This is a genomic window from Micromonospora matsumotoense (assembly GCF_050951065.1).
GTDB lineage: Bacteria > Actinomycetota > Actinomycetes > Mycobacteriales > Micromonosporaceae > Micromonospora > Micromonospora matsumotoensis.
In genome coordinates this window covers 1,826,293-1,842,911 of sequence record NZ_CP192025.1, presented here as the reverse complement: position 1 = coordinate 1,842,911, position 16,619 = coordinate 1,826,293, and the positions used below count along the sequence as shown (strand labels likewise).

Genomic DNA, 16,619 nt, shown 5'->3' with positions numbered 1-16,619 from the left:
CGGTACAGACGGCCGGTTGCCGTGCGCCGCAGGATGATCGCGGCAACCGGGGTTACAATTCACCCTGCCCACGCGCCACGGACCGCAGCCGCACAGCCGGCCCGGGACACGGGGGTCACTCAACGACATCGCACGGCACGGCACGCCACGCTGCGCCGGACGACCCCGGCCGTGCTCGCTCTTCGCCTCCGGAAGGTCATTCGTGACAGAACCCCGCCAGCCCGGCGCCGACGTTCGCTCGCTCACCGACACCCTGATCGCCCACGCCCAGAGCGCCGGTGGTCAGCTCACGTCGGCCCAGCTCGCGCGCACCGTCGAGACCGCCGAGGTGACCCCGGCCCAGGCCAAGAAGATCCTGCGGGCGCTCTCCGAGGCGGGCGTCACCGTGGTGGTCGACGGCTCCGCCAGCACCCGCTCCCCCCGCCGGGTGGCGGCTGCGCGATCGGCCACCCCGGCCTCGCGCGCCACCACCGCCAAGACGACCAAGAAGGCCGCCGCGCCGGCCCCGAAGCAGGCACCCGCCGCCGAGGAGACCACCGCGCCCACTCCGCGCAAGGTGGCCCCCCGCAAGGCGACCACCACCGCGGGGGTGGCCGCCAAGGCCGCCACCCCGGCCGCCAAGGCGACGAAGTCCACCCGCGCCACCAAGGCGACGGTGGCCGCTGCCGGCGCCGGCAAGGCCGCCGGGAAGGCCAAGGGCGAGGGTGCCGAGGGTGAGATCGATCCCGAGCAGCTGGCCGCCGAGATCGAGGACGTGGTGGTCGAGGAGCCGGCCGAGCTGACCCGGGCCGCCGAGACCGATGCCGCCGCCTCCGCCACCGACAACGACTTCGAGTGGGACGACGAGGAGTCCGAGGCGCTCAAGCAGGCGCGGCGGGACGCGGAACTCACCGCCTCCGCCGACTCCGTCCGGGCGTACCTCAAGCAGATCGGCAAGGTTCCGCTGCTCAACGCCGAGCAGGAGGTCGAGCTGGCCAAGCGGATCGAGGCCGGACTCTACGCCGCCGAGCGGCTGCGTGCCGCCGACGACGGCGAGGAGAAGCTCACCCGGGACATGCAGCGAGACCTGCTCTGGATCTCCCGGGACGGCGAGCGGGCCAAGAACCACCTGTTGGAGGCCAACCTCCGGCTGGTCGTGTCGCTGGCCAAGCGCTACACCGGGCGGGGGATGGCCTTCCTCGACCTGATCCAGGAGGGCAACCTCGGCCTGATCCGCGCGGTCGAGAAGTTCGACTACACCAAGGGCTACAAGTTCTCCACGTACGCCACCTGGTGGATCCGGCAGGCGATCACCCGGGCGATGGCCGACCAGGCCCGCACCATCCGCATCCCGGTGCACATGGTCGAGGTGATCAACAAGCTCGGCCGGATCCAGCGCGAGCTGCTCCAGGACCTGGGCCGCGAGCCCACCCCGGAGGAGCTGGCGAAGGAGATGGACATCACACCCGAGAAGGTGCTGGAGATCCAGCAGTACGCTCGGGAGCCCATCTCGCTCGACCAGACCATCGGTGACGAGGGCGACAGCCAGCTCGGTGACTTCATCGAGGACTCGGAGGCCGTGGTCGCCGTCGACGCCGTCTCGTTCTCGCTGCTGCAGGACCAGCTCCAGCAGGTCCTGCAGACGCTCTCCGAGCGCGAGGCGGGGGTGGTACGGCTGCGTTTCGGCCTGACCGACGGCCAGCCGCGTACGCTCGACGAGATCGGCCAGGTCTACGGGGTGACCCGGGAACGGATCCGGCAGATCGAGTCCAAGACAATGTCCAAGCTCCGGCACCCGTCGCGCTCCCAGGTGCTTCGGGACTACCTGGACTGAGCCGGTTACGTCAACCCGTCGTGTCGGTTTGATCACCAGGCGTAGAACATCCGAAGGTGACCGGTCCAATACGTGTTTGTGATCGTTGACGTGGCACCCTGGTGGCACGGCACACTGTCCTTCCCGCCGTCAGGTGTGACCTCGGTCCCCCGCGGGCACACTGGGAAGGCGGGGCCCGGTAAGGGTGTTGCACGATGAGTGAGCAACGACCGAAGAGAGTGTTCATCGGTGACGACCAGAGGAGGAAGGCGATGACCCCGACCCTCACGCCGCCGCCCGAAACGGTGGCTCCCCCAGCCGCCGATGAACGGTGCGACCGCTGCAATGCTGCCGGCAAGCTCCGTATCAGTCTGGCGGGTGGGAGCGAGTTGGTGTTCTGTGGGCACCACGCGAACAAGTACGCCGAGGATCTCGTGAAGATCACGGTGAAGTTCGCAACGGACCCGGAGTTCAGCTGGCGAGGCGCCGATCTGATGGCGAACTGACGGTAACCCCTACGACGACATAGGCCGGCCGGAGGCACCCAAAGGTGCCTCCGGCCGGCCTATGTCCACCCCACCCACCCCCACCTCGCCCCCCACCGCACCCGCCGACTCCGGTGATCAAGAGGTTTTGGTCACCGGAGCGCCGTTTGTTGACCAAAACCTCTTGATCACCGGACTCAGGGTGGGGGTGGAGCGGGGGGCGCAGGGGTGGGCGGGGTTAGAGGGTTTGGAGGGTGGCTATGCGTTCTTCCAGTTGCTCGATGGTGGCCTGGGCGCTGGGGGGGCCGCCGCAGAGTCGGCGGAGTTCCGCGTGGATCTTGCCGTGGGGAAGGCCGGTGCGGTGGTGCCGGGCGGCCACCAGAGCGTTCAGCTGACGCCGTAGCGCCACCCGGCGCTGGGCGGCACTCAGGGGTACCACGGGGGCGGCGGGGGCCGGAGCGGCCGGCTCAGCGGTCTGGACGGCCGCTCGGCGGCGCTGCGCGGCGAGCTGATCGGCCTGGCGCTTGGTCAGCAGCTGCGACACCTGGGCGGCGGTGAGCAGACCGGGTAGCCCGAGGTACTCCTCCTCCTCTGGGGTGCCGGCCTGGGCGGCGGTGCCGAAGGAGGCCCCGTCGAAGATCACCTGGTCCAGCTCGGCGGTCGCGGAGAGCGCGGTGAACCGCTTCTCCAGCTCGCCGCTGGCCTGGTCGTCGCGCTGGGCCCGCTCCAGCAGTTCGTCGTCGAAGCCCTCCCGGTCCTTGGGCTTGCCGAGCACGTGGTCCCGCTCGGCCTCCATCTCGCTGGCCAGTCCGAGCAGGTGCGGCACGCTCGGCACGAAGACCGAGGCCGTCTCGCCGGCGCGACGGGCCCGGACGAACCGACCGATGGCCTGGGCGAAGTAGAGCGGGGTGCTGGCGCTGGTGGCGTACACCCCGACGGCCAGCCGGGGGATGTCGACGCCCTCGGAGACCATCCGGACCGCCACCAGCCACCGCTGCTGGGACACCGCAAACGTCGCGATCCGCGCGGACGCCCCCTGGTCGTCGGAGAGGACCACGGTGGCCTTCTCGCCGGTCACCTGCTCGATCAGCTTGGCGTACGAGCGGGCGTTCTGCTGGTCGCTGGCGATGATCAGGCCACCGGCGTCGGCCATCCCGGCGTTGCGCAGCACGGTCAGCCTGGCGTCGGCCGCCCGCAGCACCTGCGGCATCCAGTCGCCGGCCGGGTCGAGCGCGGTGCGCCAGGCCTGGGCGACGAGGTCCTGGGTCATCGGCTCGCCGAGCCGCGCCGCCAACTCGTCGCCGGCGTTGGTGCGCCACCGGGTCTCCCCCGAGTACGCCAGGAACAGCACCGGACGCACGACCCCGTCGCGCAGCGCGTCGGAGTAGCCGTAGACCGAGTCGGCACGGGACCGCAGCAGCCCGTCGCCGCCGCGCTCGTAGGTGACGAATGGGATCGGGTTGTCGTCGGAGCGGAACGGCGTGCCGGTGAGCATCAGCCGGCGTACCGCGGGGTCGAAGGCGTTCTTGACCCCGTCGCCCCAGGAACGGGAGTCCCCGGCGTGGTGGATCTCGTCGAGGATGACCAGGGTGCGGCGGGTCATGGTGCGCCGCCGGTGCACCTGGGGGGCCATTCCGACCTGGGCGTAGGTGACGACCGCGCCGTGGAAGTCGGCGGCGGAGTGCAGGTCGGCGTTGCGGAACGCGGAGTCGAGCTGGATGCCGACCCGGGCGGCGGCCTGCGCCCACTGGGTCTTCAGGTGCTCGGTCGGGGCGACCACGGTGACCGCCTCGATGGTGCCGTCGACCAGCAGCTCGGCGGCGATCCGCAGGGCGAAGGTGGTCTTGCCGGCGCCCGGGGTGGCCACCGCCGTGAAATCGTCGGTACGACGGCGCAGGTACTCCACCATCGCCTTGCGCTGCCAGGCCCGCAGGGGCGGGAACGTCTCCAACGCCGGCAACCGGGGTGCCACCCGAGGCTCCTCTCCGACCGCACGAGGCGGATCCGGGCCGAGGGCCACGGTTCCGCCGCCCATGAAAACGCCTCCGCGCCGGGCATGCCGCGAAGGCCGGCCCAGCATAACCAGCCGGGCCCGGCAACCCCAGCCGACACCACGCCGACCGACCCTCAGGAGGGTGGGCGGCCGACGCCGGTCTCCGGGGGCCGCATCGCCGCCACCGGGGCCGACCAGCGCCGTCGCAGCGCCACCAGGCGCAGGACGAAGACCAGCAACGCCGCTGCGGTCAGCCCGCCCACCCCGGCGTACCCGAGCCCCGCCAGCAGCACCACCATGATCGAGCCGGCGAGGGCGGCGACGGCGTAGATCTCCCGGCGCAGCACCACCGGGATCTCGGCGGTGAGCAGGTCCCGCCCCAGGCCGCCGCCGATCGCGGTGAGCATGCCGATCACCACGGCGCCGACCGCCGGCACCCGGGCGTCGAGCGCCTTGAGCGTGCCGGTGACGGTGAACAGGCCCAGGCCGGCGGCGTCCAGCACCAGCACGGTGGTGCGCAGCCGGGCGAGCTGCGGGTGCAGCCAGAACACGGCGGTGGCGGTGACCGCGGCGGTGGCGGCGTAGCGCCAGTCGGCGAAGGCGAGCGGTGGGACCTCGTCGATGACCAGGTCGCGGAAGATCCCACCGCCCAGCGCGGCGACGAACCCGACGAAGACGACGCCGAACAGGTCGAGCCGCTTGGCCACCGCCGCGGAGGCGCCGGAGGCGGCGAAGACGGCCACCCCGGTCAGGTCGGCCAGGAGCAGGGCGGTGGAGGTGTTCACACCGCCGTAGGTTACGCCGGGCGGCCCGCCCGGCCGCCCGGGATCACTCGCGGTACGAGTCGTAGATCTCCTTGCACTTGGGGCAGACCGGCGAGCCGGGCTTGGCGGCCTTGGTCACCGGGAACGTCTCGCCACAGAGCGCCACCACGTAGGTGCCCATCACGGCGCTCTCGGCGATCTTCTCTTTGCGTACGTAATGGAACATCTCGGGACCGGTGTCGGCGTCCTTCAACTCCGGACGCTCAAGAACCTCTGTACTCACAGTCACACCTCCAACTGCACAAGTTTGGCAGGTCGACCGGGTCCGGTCCACCGCAGCCCACCTCGACGGCGGCCAGTTACGGTAACGGACGTGACCATTTTTCACCTCCGCCTCGGCACCGAGGTCGCCGACGCCCTGCGTGACGGCCGTCCCGTCGTCGCCCTGGAGAGCACCATCGTCTCGCACGGGCTGCCCCGACCGGACAACCTGCGGGTCGCCCGCGAGATCGAGCAGACGGTACGGGACGCCGGGGCCGTCCCCGCCACCATCGGCATGGTCGGTGGCGAACTCGTCGTCGGCCTCGACGACGCCCAACTGACCCGCCTCGCCACCGTCGACGGTGTGGCCAAGCTCTCCGTCCGCGACCTCGCGGTGGCCGCGGCCACCGGCGCGGACGGCGCCACCACCGTGGCCGCCACCAGTGCGGTGGCCGCCGCCGCGGGAATCGGTGTCTTCGCCACCGGCGGGTTGGGCGGGGTGCACCGGGAGGCGGCACAGACCTTCGACGAGTCGGCCGACCTGGGCACCCTGGCCCGTACCCCGATCGCGGTGGTCTGCGCGGGGGTCAAGTCGATCCTCGACGTCGGCGCCACCCTGGAGCGGCTGGAGACCCTCGGCGTGGGGGTGGTCGGCTACCGCACCCGACGCTTCCCCGGTTTCTACCTGACCGACGCCGGGTTCGACCTGGACTGGTCGGTGGACTCCCCCGAGCAGGTCGCCGAGGTGCTGGCCGCCCGGGAACAGCACGGCGTGCACAGCGGCGGCCTGCTCGTGGCCAACCCGCTCCCGGTCGACGAGCAGCTCGATCCGGCACTGCACGACCGGACCCTCACCGAGGGGCTGGCCCGGCTGCACCGCGACGGCGTCACCGGCAAGGCGGTCACCCCGTTCCTGCTGGCCCACTTCCACTCGGCCACCGAGGGCGCCAGCCTGGCGGTCAACATCCGGATCATCCTGCGCAACGCCGACCTGGCGGCCCGGATCGCGGTCGCGTCGGCCCGACGCGGCACGGCATGACCGGTCCGGGTCGGATCGTGGTGGTCGGCGACCTGATCACCGACGTGGTGGCGGTGCTCGCCGGAGCACTGGCCACCGGCTCGGACACCCCGGCGACCATCAAGGTCACCGGCGGTGGTCAGGCGGCCAACACCGCCGCCTGGATCGCCGCCCAGCACGCTCCGGTGACGCTGGTCGGCGCGGTCGGCGACGACAGCGCCGGTCGGGACCGGGTGGCCGAGCTGGAGCGGGCGGGGGTGGACTGCGCGATCGAGGTGCATCCGCAGGCCAGCACCGGGACGGTGATCGTGCTGGCCACCGCCGACGAGCGGACCATGGTCACCGAGCGGGGTGCCAACCTGCGGTTGACCGCCGGGCACGTCGACCGGGCCCTGGCGGCGACGCCCGACGCGACCCACCTGCACCTGTCCGCGTACTGCCTGCTGGATGCCGGGTCGCGACCGGCCGGGCTGCGGGCGTTGGCCGCGGCCCGCGAGCGTGGGCTGACCACCAGTGTCGACGCCGCCTCCGCCGCGCCGCTGCGGCGCATCGGCGCGGCGGCCTTCCTGTCCTGGGTACGCGACATCGACCTGCTGCTGGTCAACGCGGACGAGGCGGGGGTGCTGGCCGGCGGGCTGGACCCGGCGGCACAGGCGCGAGCGTTGTCGGCGGCGGCCCGTCGGGTGGTGGTCAAGCGCGGCGGCGCGGGCGCGATCTGGGTGGACCGGCGGGCCACCGTCGGGGTGACCCCCTCGCTGCGGGTCGCCGTGGTGGACGTCACCGGCGCGGGGGACGCCTTCGCGGCGGGTCTGCTCACCGCGTGGACGACCGGCGCGACACCGCGTGCCGCGCTGACCCGGGCCGCCGACCTGGGCGCCCTGGCGGTGTCCACGGTGGGTGCCCGTCCGGAGGCGACCGGCGGGTAGCGGTGCCGGCACCGGAGCGGCGGTCAGGGTTCGACGTCGATGATCCGGTGCGGGCGCTCCTCGGCGGTGAGGCTCATCGGTGGGGTCTCGTCGCGGTGGCGGGGCTGGAACCTGTTGGCGAGGCGGTGTTCCTCCTTGGGCGGACGGTCGTTGGCGAGCAGCACCGCCAGCCAGGGAATGAGGATCATGCCCAGCGCCACCAGGGGCAGCCAGAGCCAGAGCAGCGGGGCCTTCGTGCCGACCAGGACCGCTCCGGCGATCACGCAGGCCACCCGGATGCCCATCATCAGCACGTACCGCTTCTGTCTGCTGGTGAGCTGGTCGTCCTGGCTGCGCGAGGCGTCGGTGATCAGAATCGGCTGGTACGCCTGACGCTTCACCATGGACCTCCTGAGGAATTGCCCCCATCCTGTCACCGCACCGCCTTGATCAGCGAAAATCGTCGCACCGAGGTGCGTGTTACGTGCGTGGTACGCTGCCCCGGTGGGCAGCCGGTTCAGCTTCACCGACGAGGCGTTGGCCAACCTGCGGGTCTACGACGTCACCCCCGGGGAAGTCTGGGAGGCGCTGCACAGCACCCGCCGGGTGATCCGGCACCTCGGCGAGGACCTGACGGTCGTCTACGCCGCGAGCCGGCACGGTCGACGCCTGGCCGTTCTGCTCGCCGAGGCCGACGGCACCGACCACGACTGGGACGTCCTCTCCGCCCGCGAACTGAGCGACGTCGAGGCCAAGCGCTACGACGAGACCGTGCGGAGAACGCGCCGATGAGGAGGCGACGGCGATGAACCGTAACGAGGCCATCAAGCGATTCCACGGCGGCGACGACGCGTTCGCCGAGCTGATCGACGACAGCCCGCCGGTGGAACTGCCCTCCCCCGACACCGACGTGCCGATGGTCAGCCGCTCGGTACGCCTGCCGATGGACACCTACGAGCGGGTCCGGGCGGCAGCCGAGGCCCGCGGCATCGGGGTGACCACGCTCATGCGGCAGTGGATCGAGGCCGGCCTGGCCGACCTGGACGACTCGGCCACCGTGTCGCTCGCCGACGTACGCCGGGCGCTCGCCTCGCTCTCCCGCCCCACCGCCGCGTGACCCGCCCCAGCACCGTGACCCGCACTGCCGCCGCGTGACCCGCCCCAGCGCCTGACGCGCGACCCCGGCAGCGGGGCGGTCTCAGAGGGCCGGGTGGGGCTGCTCCGGGGCCTGCCCGCGGGCCCGGCGGTAGTCGGCGACGGTGATCGCCGCCAGCACGGTGGCCGCCGCGGCCAGCGCCAGCACGGTGGCCGTCCGGGTCGCGACGGGCACCAGCACGGCCAGGGCGAACACCCCGATGATCCGGGACCGGGAGACCCGCCCGAAGATCTCGTACTCGAAACGGGCCCGGGCGAGCAGGAAGACCGCCGGGCCGCCCATCAGGAAGACCGCCCAGGACAGCTCGGTGCGCTGGTACGGGTGCACGATGGCCAACTCGTAACCGACCGCCGTGGCCAGCACTCCGGCGACGATCACCAGGTGCGTCCAGCTCGCCGACTCCCCCAGCCGGCCGGGGCTCCGGGCCACCCGGATCGCCTCGGTGAGCAGGTGACCCGCCCGGTGGAAGTAGATCCGCCAGAGCAGCACGGTGGTGACGAAGGACAGCAGGAAGGCGCCCGAGCTGACGCCGGAGAAGCTGTGCCCGCTGAAGGACAGCCCGATGATGAGGATGTTCTCGCCGAGGGCGATCAGGAAGAACTGCTGGTACCGCTCGGCCAGGTGCTCCCCCAGCACCGCCCAGGTGGAGGTGCGGGTCGCCCCGAGGCGGGGCACGGGCCAGCCGAACATCAGCCCGGCGTAGTCGACCACCACGGCCAACGACCAGCAGGCCAGCCGCCACGGCCCGGTCGACACCGCACCGAGCACCCAGGGCACCGCGCTCATCGCCGCCCAGGACGCCACCCGAATGGTGACCAGCCGACGTGGATGTCCCCGCAGCGCCAAGGTGAGGAAGAGCGGTCGACCCACCTGCACCGCCACGAACGCGAGAGCGAAGGCCAGCCCCCGGCTGTCGAAGGCCCGGGGGGTGGCGACCGCCATCACCAGGCAGCCCAGCATGGTGTAGACCACCACGAACTGGATCTCCGGACGCTCCGGCTCGTACCGGCTGGTGACCCAGGCGGTGAACGTCCAGACCGCCCAGAAGGCCAGAAAGATCAGCAGGGTCTGGGCGATCTCGGCCGGCAGGTCCTGGCGGGTGGCGCTCAGGTCGTCGATGATCCGCTGGGAGACCCGGGTCAGCGCGAAGACGAACACCAGGTCGAAGAAGAGTTCCAGGAAGGTCGCCCGGGGCGAACTCACCCCGCCGCGCAGCAGCGCCGCACCCCGCTCGTCCGCCATCGCCCACCCGTCGCCGCTGTCGCGGATCTCAACGAACTGCCCCGGCTCCGGTTGCGTCAGCCCCGGTCGGCCTTCGCCGCCGCCTTCACCTGCTGCTTGTGCGCGCGGACCCGGCGCAATGACTCCGCGTCGGTGACGTCGGCGACCGACCGGTAGGTGTCCGCGTCGCCGTAGCCGCCGGCGGCCTCCCGCCAGCCGTCCGGGCGGACGCCGTACCGCTTGCCGAGCAGGGCGACGAAGATCTGTGCCTTCTGGGTGCCGAAGCCCGGCAGGTCGGTGATCCGGCGCAGCAGTTCCCGCCCGTCGGTGACGTCCGCCCAGAGTCGGCCGGCGTCGCCGTCGTACCGGTCGACCAGGAGCCGGCACAGCTCCTGCACCCGGCCGGCCATCGCCTTCGGGAAGCGGTGCAGCGCCGGCGGTCGGGCGAAGACCTCCACCAACGCCTGCGGGTCGTAGCCGGCCAACTCCCGGGCGTCCGGGTCGTGACCCAGCCGCTGGGCGAGCACGTACGGCGAGGAGAACGCCTTCTCCATCGGCACTTGTTGATCAAGGAGCATCCCCGTCAGCAGGCCCAGTGGGCTGCGCTCCAGCAGCCGGTTGGCCTCGCCGTCGATGGGCAGCGAGAGCGTCATGGCCCCATCCTGCCCGCCCGCCCCACCCGGACCGCCGACATCCGCCCGACCCGCCACGCCCGACCCGCCACGCCCGGACCGCCACGCCCGGACCGCCGGGATCGGACGAGCCGGGATCGGACGAGCCGCCGCGCCGGGCCGTCGGGGACCGGTCAATGGTGCGCCGGCCTTCGGTGGACGCGACGCGGCCCGGTGGACACCGCGGGTGTCCACCGGGCCGTCGGTGCCGGAGGGCGTCAGTTCACGACGAAGAGCAGCCGGTTCGGCGAGCCCGAGCCGGGGCTGGTCACCACGCCGGTGGTGGCGCTGCTGGTCAGGGAGCTGGCGACCTGGGCCGGGGTGTAGGAGGGGTTGGCCGACAGGACCAGGGCGGCGGCGCCGGCGACGTGCGGGGACGCCATCGAGGTGCCGTCGATCGTGTTGGTGGCGCTGTCGTTGGTGTTCCAGGACGAGGTGATGCGCGACCCGGGGGCGAAGAGGTCCACGCAGCTGCCGTAGTTGGAGTAGGAGGCCCGCGCGTCGGTGCTGGTGGTCGCGCCGACGGTGATCGCCGAGGCGACCCGCGACGGCGAGGAGCTGCACGCGTCCGCGTTGGAGTTGCCGGCGGCCAGGGCGTAGGTGACGCCCGAGCTGATCGAGTTGGCGACCGCGGTGTCGAGGGTGGTGCTGACGCCGCCACCCAGGCTCATGTTGGCCACCGCCGGCTTGACCGCGTTGGCGGTGACCCAGTTGACGCCGTTGATCACGCCGGTGGTGCTGCCCCGGCCCCGGCAGTTGAGCACCTTCACCGCGATCAGCTGGACGCCCTTGGCGACGCCGTACTTGGTGCCGCCGACGGTGCCGGCGACGTGGGTGCCGTGGCCGTTGCAGTCGGTGTTGTTGGAGTCGACCGTGTTGGTGCCCCAGGTGGCCCGCCCGCCGAAGTCGGTGTGGGTGGTCCGGATGCCGGTGTCGATGATGTAGGCCCGCACGTTGGTGGCCGTGTTCGGGTAGGTGTAGCTGGAGTTCAGCGGCAGGTTGCGCTGGTCGATGCGGTCCAGGCCCCAGGACGGCGGGTTTGCCTGGGTCGCCTGGGTGGTCATCACCCGGTCCTGCTCGACGTAGGCCACCGACGGGTCGGCGGCGAGCCGCCGGGCCTGGCTGGCGCTCATCTTCGCGCTGAAGCCGGTGAGCGCGGCGCTGTAGACGTCGGCGACGTTCCCGCCGTACCGCTTGGTGAGGCTGGCGGCCCGGTCCGGCACGGCGGTCCGGGCGGCGCGGCTGTTGGCGGCGCCGACGGCGTCACCCTTCAGCACGACCAGGTAGCTGCCGCCGATCGCGTCCGGGGCGGAGGCGTAGCGGATCTGGCCGGTGGGGGCGGCGAGGGCGGGTGCGCCCGCGGCGACGGAGAGGGCCGCGGCGGCGGCCGCGACGGCGACCGCGCGGATCGCGCGACGCCGGGGGACGGACACGTCGGACATCGTCTGAGCTCCCTACCGGGTACGACCGGACAGGCGGGGCCGCCCGAACGTCCCATCGACTGATGTTGAGGGAATGCTAACTAGACATCGACAGACGTAAAAGAGATAACGGCTGAAGGATTGAGCCGGTGTTATGGATGTCCCGGGTGCCCGCCACCGGACGCCCCCGCGCCAGGCAGGATGGCGGGGTGGACCGTGACGACATGCTGCTCTCCCCCGCCGGCGTCGAGGCGCTACGCGCCGCGCTCACCAGCGCCGACTTCACCGCCAACGGCATCGCCGGCCGGCTCGGCCCGCAGGCCACCGGCGGGGTGGCCCGCAACGACTTCCGGGCCGCGCTGCGCGCCACCGAGGACCGGGACCCGCTGGCCACCCTGATCCGGGTGTTCATCTGCGACCAGACCGAGCCGGAACCGGTGGTGGCCGCCGCGCTCGCCCCGCTCGACCTCGCCGAGGCGGTCGCCGCCGGGCTGGTCGAGCCGTCCGGTGACGGCCTGCGCGCCGGGGTGGACCTCGAGCCGTACGGGGACGACTGGTGGGTGCTGGCCGACGCACCGGCCAGCGCGCGGCCGGGTCGACCACTGCACAGCGAACACGTGCTCGGCATCGGCGGGGCCACCCAGACCCTGATCGGCGCGACCGTCCGCCAGCCGGTGCGCACCGCGCTCGACCTGGGCACCGGGTCCGGCGTGCAGGCCCTGCACCTGGCCACCCACGCCGGGCAGGTCACCGCCACCGACGTGTCGGATCGGGCGCTGCGGTTCGCCGCCACCACCGCCGCCCTGAACGGGCAGGACTGGGAACTGCTGCGCGGCGACCTGGTCACCCCGGTGGCCGGCCGGCGGTTCGACCTGGTGGTCAGCAACCCGCCGTTCGTGGTCGGGCCGGGCACCACCACCCACGTCTACCGGGACTCCGGCCGGGTCGGCGACGCGATCGGCGCGGAACTGGCCGCCGCCGCGCCGGGGCTGCTCACCGAGGGCGGCACCATGCAGTACCTGGCCAACTGGGTGCACGTCGCCGGGGAGGACTGGGCGGAGCGGGTCACCGGCTGGTTCGCCGGCACCGGCCTGGACGCCTGGGTGATCCAGCGCGAGGTGGCCGACCCGATGGCGTACGTCCACCTGTGGCTGACCGACGTCGGCGAGGCGGCCGACCCGCACCGGGCGGCGGCCTGGCTGGACTGGTTCGACGCGCACAAGGTCGAGGCGATCGGCTTCGGCATCGTCTCGCTGCGCCACAGCGGTCACGAGGACCCGGTCGTACGGGTGGAGGACCTGCGTCAGCGGGTCGAGCCACCACTGGGCGACCAGGTCGCCGCCTGGTTCGACCGGCAGGACTTCCTCCGGGCCCGGGGCGCCGACGGCCTGCTCGCCACCCGCTACCGGGCGGCCCCCGGGCTGCAACTGCGCCAGGAGGCGACGATCGGCGACGAGGGCTGGGCGGTGGACCGGCAGGTCCTGACGATGCCGCACGGGCTGCGCTGGAGCGAGGAGATCGACCCGCTGGTGCTGGCCCTGGTCGGCGGCTGCGACGGACGGCTGCCGCTGCGCGACCAACTCGCCCTGCTCGCCGCCGCGCACGACGTCACCACGGACGAGCTGGCCGAGGCGGCCGGCCCGATCGTGGCGCGACTGGTCGAGCGGGGCATCGTCGAACCGGTGACCGACTGATGCGGGCGGTGGTGCAGACGGTCGGCCGGGCCGGCGTCACCGTCGACGGCGAGGTCGTCGGCGCGATCACCGACGGCCTGCTGGTGCTGCTGGGCATCACCCACACCGACACCCCCGAGCTGGCCCGGACGATGGCCCGCAAGGTGCACGAGCTACGCATCCTCGACGACGAGCGCAGCGCCGCCGACACCGGTGCCCCGATCCTGGTGGTCAGCCAGTTCACCCTCTACGGCGACACCCGCAAGGGCCGCCGCCCGAGCTGGACCGCCGCCGCCCCCGCCGAACTGGCCGAGCCCCTGGTCACCGCCGTGGTCGAGGCGCTACGCGCCCGGGGCGCGACGGTCGAGACGGGCCGCTTCCGCGCCCACATGCTGGTCGAGAGCATCAACACCGGCCCCCGCACCCTCCTCCTGGACCTCTAACCCACCCCACCCCACCCCACGCCCACCCCACCCCGCCACGCCCGCCTCGCCACGCCCCGCCACGCCCCGGTGATCAAGAGGTTTGCGTCAACTTTGATCTTCTATTTGACGTAAACCTCTTGATCACCGCGAGCAGGGCGGGAGCGCGGGGCGGGAGCGCGGGGCGGGAGCGCGGGGCGGGAGCGCGGGGCGGGAGCGGGAGGGGTGGGGGTCAGGAGAAGAGGCCTCGGCGTTGGAGGGACTGGCGGAGCCAGCCGTCGAGTTGGGCGGCCCAGTCGGTGCGGTCGGCGGTGGCGTGGTCGACGGTGAACCGGCCGAAGGCGTCCCGGCCCTCGGTGAACAGGCCACCCCGCTTGTCCATCTCCAGCACCACCTGCACCTGGTGCGGGTCGGTGATGAAGGTGACCTCCAGCTGGTTGATCGCCCCGGCGTACTGCGGGGCGGGGTAGAACTCGATCTCCTGGTAGAACGGCAGGCTCTGCCGTACGCCAAAGATCTGGCCGCGCTCGACGTCGGCGCGGGCGAACCGGAAGCCCAGCCGCAGCAGCGCCTCCAGCAGCCGTTCCTGCGCCGGCAGCGGATGCACCGACACCGCGTCCAGGTCACCCTTGTCGACCGCGCGGGCCACCTCCAGCTCGGTACGCAGCCCCATGGTCATCCCGTGCAGGCGGTGGCCGTACAGGTCGGTCAGCGGGGTCTCCCACGGCACGGCGAACCGGAACGGGATGTCGTAACGCTGCCCGGCCTCCAGCCGGAACCGGCCGGTGACCTGCTGCCGGGCGAACTCCTGGGTGGTCTCGTACTCGGAGTCCGCGCCTTCCACCTCGACCCGGGTGAGCAGGCCCAGCGCCACGTACTCGATGTCGGTGGCGTGGTCGCCGCCGGCCACCTGGACCCGCCCCTCCAGCACCCCGCCGGGACGGCAGTTCGGGTTGGCGAGCACGGTCTCCACCGCCGGACCGCCCACCCCCATCGACTGCATGAGCCGCTTGAAGACCACCACGTCCTCCATTGCCTGTCGCATTGCCGACCCGGATGGCCGACCGCTGGCACGGTAGCCGGACCTGGCAAGACCCACGACGGCCGACACCCCGCATCCGACCGGATTGCTGTCGGGTCCCCGATCGCCTCACCCCCGTTTCACGTCCCGGTTGGAAAGCTGTCTCTCACCGGAGCCGATGGCGCCGGTACGCGGCACCGAAAGCGGACACGGGGAGACACAGAGATGGCCCTGCAGATGATCGATAACCAGACGCGCCCGGCCACCACCATCGACGCCGAGCACGGCACCGACGCCCTCACCGACCTGGACGCCACCGACGAGCGCGGGGTCTCCACGGACCTGGTGCGGGCCTACCTCAACGGCATCGGCCGGACCAAGCTGCTCACCGCGGCCCAGGAGGTGGAGCTGGCCAAACGGATCGAGGCCGGGTTGTTCGCCGAGGAGAAGCTGTCCACGTGCACTCCCGTCTCCGGTGACCTGCACGCCGACCTCGCGCTGATCGCCCGGCAGGGGCGCGCCGCCAAGGACCACCTGCTCGAGGCGAACCTGCGGCTGGTGGTCAGCATCGCCAAGCGCTACACCGGGCGGGGGATGGCCTTCCTCGACCTGATCCAGGAGGGCAACCTCGGCCTGATCCGCGCGGTCGAGAAGTTCGACTACGCCAAGGGCTACAAGTTCTCCACGTACGCCACCTGGTGGATCCGGCAGGCGATCACCCGGGCGATGGCCGACCAGGCCCGCACCATCCGCATCCCGGTGCACATGGTCGAGCAGGTCAACCGGATGGTCCGGGTCCGCCGGGAGCTGTCGGTCACGCTGGGCCGCGAGCCCATCGTCTCCGAGGTGGCGCGGGCCATGGAGATCCCCGAGTTTCAGGTCATCGAGCTGATCTCGTACGACCGGGAGCCGGTCAGCCTCGACCAGGCCGTCGGCGAGGACGGCGAGAGCGCCCTCGGTGACTTCGTCGCCTCGGTGGACCAGCGCACCACGCCGGGTGACGCCGCCGCCAACGGCGAACTGCGCAACGAGGTACGGATCGTGCTGTCCACCCTCTCGCAGCGGGAGCAGGCGGTGATCCGGCTCCGGTTCGGCCTGGACGACGGCCGGCAGCGCACCCTCGACGAGGTCGGCAAGGAGTTCGGCCTGTCCCGGGAGCGGATCCGGCAGATCGAGAAGGTCACCCTGCTCAAGCTGCGCGACCCGGAGCGGGCGCAGCGGCTGGAGGCGTACGCCTGCTGAGCGGGACGGTTCGGTGCAGGCCCCCGGCGGTTCGCCGGGGGCCTGCACCGTGTCGTACGGGGAAGCGTCGTACCGCTGCGGCAGGGTCGGGGGCATGAACTGGACCCTGGAAGTGGTGGTGGTGCCGGTCTCCGACGTGGACCGGGCCAAGGAGTTCTATGCCGACCGGCTCGGCTTCACCGTCGACCACGACACCCGGATCGGTGCCGACGTGCGGATCGTGCAGCTCACGCCGCCCGGGTCGGGTTGCTCGGTGGTGATCGGCCGGGGTGCGGTGCCCGACATGCCGCCCGGGTCGCTCCGGGGGCTCCAACTCGTCGTGTCGGACCTGGAGCGGGCCCACGCGGAACTGCTCGACAGGGGCGTACCGGTCAGCGACATCCAGGTGGTTGGCGTCAACCCCCGCCCGGTGCCCCACCCGCTGGACAACGTCGGCTTCCTCCACTTCACCGACCCCGACGGCAACGGCTGGGCGGTACAGCAGATCTCCGACCGGGCCTGACCCACCACACCGACCACCGCAGGGAGGCCGGGACCCGACGGCGGGTCACCGGCATCGACCACGGGCGGCGGC

Annotated in this window: 18 protein-coding genes; 10 read left to right on the top strand and 8 right to left on the bottom strand. The window is 72.3% G+C overall.

Features of this window, described 5'->3' with window-relative positions; translation table 11 throughout:
* Positions 1-202: 202 nt before the first annotated feature.
* Entirely contained in the window at positions 203-1,813 is a 1,611-nt protein-coding gene (locus ACQP1S_RS08410; protein WP_432904903.1) for an RNA polymerase sigma factor, read from the top strand.
* 251 nt (positions 1,814-2,064) lie between these two features.
* Positions 2,065-2,298 carry a DUF7455 domain-containing protein gene (locus ACQP1S_RS08405; protein WP_091249861.1) on the top strand — a complete coding sequence of 78 codons (234 nt, stop codon included), beginning with the start codon at positions 2,065-2,067 and terminating at the stop codon, positions 2,296-2,298.
* A gap of 217 nt (positions 2,299-2,515) precedes the next feature.
* On the opposite strand, the gene ACQP1S_RS08400 is transcribed toward ACQP1S_RS08405, so the two are convergent.
* The 3 genes from ACQP1S_RS08400 to ACQP1S_RS08390 all read right to left on the bottom strand — a co-directional run bounded on the left by ACQP1S_RS08400 (position 2,516) and on the right by ACQP1S_RS08390 (position 5,323).
* A complete protein-coding gene (locus ACQP1S_RS08400; protein ID WP_432904901.1) occupies positions 2,516-4,249 on the bottom strand; it encodes a DEAD/DEAH box helicase in 1,734 nt (577 codons plus the stop codon).
* Between the two features lie 155 nt (positions 4,250-4,404).
* Positions 4,405-5,055 carry a trimeric intracellular cation channel family protein gene (locus ACQP1S_RS08395; RefSeq protein ID WP_432904897.1) on the bottom strand — a complete coding sequence of 217 codons (651 nt, stop codon included), beginning with the start codon at positions 5,053-5,055 and terminating at the stop codon, positions 4,405-4,407.
* 43 nt (positions 5,056-5,098) lie between these two features.
* Positions 5,099-5,323, bottom strand: coding sequence for a DUF3039 domain-containing protein (locus ACQP1S_RS08390; protein WP_176739083.1), 225 nt, complete (start codon positions 5,321-5,323; stop codon positions 5,099-5,101).
* Positions 5,324-5,407: 84 nt separating this feature from the next.
* On the opposite strand from ACQP1S_RS08390, the gene ACQP1S_RS08385 reads away from it, so the two are divergent.
* Positions 5,408-6,334, top strand: coding sequence for a pseudouridine-5'-phosphate glycosidase (locus ACQP1S_RS08385; protein WP_432904893.1), 927 nt, complete (start codon positions 5,408-5,410; stop codon positions 6,332-6,334).
* Positions 6,331-7,239 (top strand): carbohydrate kinase family protein, encoded by a 909-nt coding sequence (locus tag ACQP1S_RS08380; RefSeq protein ID WP_432904890.1) that lies wholly within the window; start codon positions 6,331-6,333, stop codon positions 7,237-7,239. Before ACQP1S_RS08385 ends, ACQP1S_RS08380 begins: the two co-directional genes overlap by 4 nt.
* Positions 7,240-7,262: 23 nt before the next feature.
* Here ACQP1S_RS08380 and ACQP1S_RS08375 read toward each other — a convergent pair whose 3' ends face one another.
* Positions 7,263-7,622: a DUF3099 domain-containing protein gene (locus tag ACQP1S_RS08375; RefSeq protein WP_176739082.1), complete on the bottom strand. Its 360-nt coding sequence runs from the start codon at positions 7,620-7,622 to the stop codon at positions 7,263-7,265.
* Positions 7,623-7,722: 100 nt separating this feature from the next.
* On the opposite strand from ACQP1S_RS08375, the gene ACQP1S_RS08370 reads away from it, so the two are divergent.
* Entirely contained in the window at positions 7,723-8,010 is a 288-nt protein-coding gene (locus ACQP1S_RS08370; RefSeq protein WP_245722642.1) for a hypothetical protein, read from the top strand.
* A 13-nt stretch (positions 8,011-8,023) separates the two neighbouring features.
* Complete coding sequence (locus ACQP1S_RS08365; protein ID WP_091249586.1) at positions 8,024-8,335, top strand: hypothetical protein; 312 nt, start codon at positions 8,024-8,026, stop codon at positions 8,333-8,335.
* A gap of 81 nt (positions 8,336-8,416) precedes the next feature.
* Here ACQP1S_RS08365 and ACQP1S_RS08360 read toward each other — a convergent pair whose 3' ends face one another.
* From ACQP1S_RS08360 to ACQP1S_RS08350, 3 genes are all read right to left on the bottom strand, one after another.
* On the bottom strand, positions 8,417-9,616 hold the full coding sequence (locus tag ACQP1S_RS08360; protein ID WP_432904886.1) for a low temperature requirement protein A: 1,200 nt from the start codon (positions 9,614-9,616) through the stop codon (positions 8,417-8,419).
* A gap of 56 nt (positions 9,617-9,672) precedes the next feature.
* Positions 9,673-10,248 carry an HhH-GPD-type base excision DNA repair protein gene (locus ACQP1S_RS08355; protein WP_432904883.1) on the bottom strand — a complete coding sequence of 192 codons (576 nt, stop codon included), beginning with the start codon at positions 10,246-10,248 and terminating at the stop codon, positions 9,673-9,675.
* Positions 10,249-10,484: 236 nt separating this feature from the next.
* The gene (locus ACQP1S_RS08350; protein WP_432904880.1) at positions 10,485-11,708 is read right to left on the bottom strand and encodes a S8 family peptidase; all 1,224 of its coding nucleotides are present in this window, start codon (positions 11,706-11,708) and stop codon (positions 10,485-10,487) included.
* A gap of 188 nt (positions 11,709-11,896) precedes the next feature.
* On the opposite strand from ACQP1S_RS08350, the gene ACQP1S_RS08345 reads away from it, so the two are divergent.
* Both ACQP1S_RS08345 and dtd read left to right on the top strand, forming a co-directional pair.
* Positions 11,897-13,381, top strand: a complete 1,485-nt coding sequence (locus ACQP1S_RS08345) for a DUF7059 domain-containing protein (RefSeq protein ID WP_432904878.1) — start codon at positions 11,897-11,899, stop codon at positions 13,379-13,381.
* Complete coding sequence (dtd, locus tag ACQP1S_RS08340; protein ID WP_432904876.1) at positions 13,381-13,803, top strand: D-aminoacyl-tRNA deacylase; 423 nt, start codon at positions 13,381-13,383, stop codon at positions 13,801-13,803. Before ACQP1S_RS08345 ends, dtd begins: the two co-directional genes overlap by 1 nt.
* 211 nt (positions 13,804-14,014) lie before the next feature.
* On the opposite strand, the gene ACQP1S_RS08335 is transcribed toward dtd, so the two are convergent.
* Positions 14,015-14,803: a sporulation protein gene (locus tag ACQP1S_RS08335; RefSeq protein ID WP_432907884.1), complete on the bottom strand. Its 789-nt coding sequence runs from the start codon at positions 14,801-14,803 to the stop codon at positions 14,015-14,017.
* 225 nt (positions 14,804-15,028) lie between these two features.
* Here ACQP1S_RS08335 and sigB point away from each other — a divergent pair, with 225 nt between their 5' ends.
* Together sigB and ACQP1S_RS08325 are read left to right on the top strand one after the other, a co-directional pair.
* Positions 15,029-16,045, top strand: a complete 1,017-nt coding sequence (gene sigB, locus ACQP1S_RS08330; RefSeq protein ID WP_432904873.1) for an RNA polymerase sigma factor SigB — start codon at positions 15,029-15,031, stop codon at positions 16,043-16,045.
* 94 nt (positions 16,046-16,139) lie between these two features.
* A complete protein-coding gene (locus ACQP1S_RS08325) occupies positions 16,140-16,547 on the top strand; it encodes a VOC family protein (RefSeq protein ID WP_432904870.1) in 408 nt (135 codons plus the stop codon).
* The last annotated feature ends 72 nt before the right edge of the window (positions 16,548-16,619 follow it).

Bases quoted from the DNA above. Each gene is read 5' to 3' on its own strand.
- ACQP1S_RS08355 (WP_432904883.1), bottom strand. From the start codon at position 10,248: ATGACGCTCTCGCTGCCCATCGACGGCGAGGCCAACCGGCTGCTGGAG.
- ACQP1S_RS08380 (WP_432904890.1), top strand. From the start codon at position 6,331: ATGACCGGTCCGGGTCGGATCGTGGTGGTCGGCGACCTGATCACCGAC.
- ACQP1S_RS08350 (WP_432904880.1), bottom strand. From the start codon at position 11,708: ATGTCCGACGTGTCCGTCCCCCGGCGTCGCGCGATCCGCGCGGTCGCC.
- dtd (WP_432904876.1), top strand. From the start codon at position 13,381: ATGCGGGCGGTGGTGCAGACGGTCGGCCGGGCCGGCGTCACCGTCGAC.
- ACQP1S_RS08375 (WP_176739082.1), bottom strand. From the start codon at position 7,622: ATGGTGAAGCGTCAGGCGTACCAGCCGATTCTGATCACCGACGCCTCG.
- ACQP1S_RS08365 (WP_091249586.1), top strand. From the start codon at position 8,024: ATGAACCGTAACGAGGCCATCAAGCGATTCCACGGCGGCGACGACGCG.
- ACQP1S_RS08405 (WP_091249861.1), top strand. From the start codon at position 2,065: ATGACCCCGACCCTCACGCCGCCGCCCGAAACGGTGGCTCCCCCAGCC.
- ACQP1S_RS08325 (WP_432904870.1), top strand. From the start codon at position 16,140: ATGAACTGGACCCTGGAAGTGGTGGTGGTGCCGGTCTCCGACGTGGAC.
- sigB (WP_432904873.1), top strand. From the start codon at position 15,029: ATGGCCCTGCAGATGATCGATAACCAGACGCGCCCGGCCACCACCATC.
- ACQP1S_RS08360 (WP_432904886.1), bottom strand. From the start codon at position 9,616: ATGGCGGACGAGCGGGGTGCGGCGCTGCTGCGCGGCGGGGTGAGTTCG.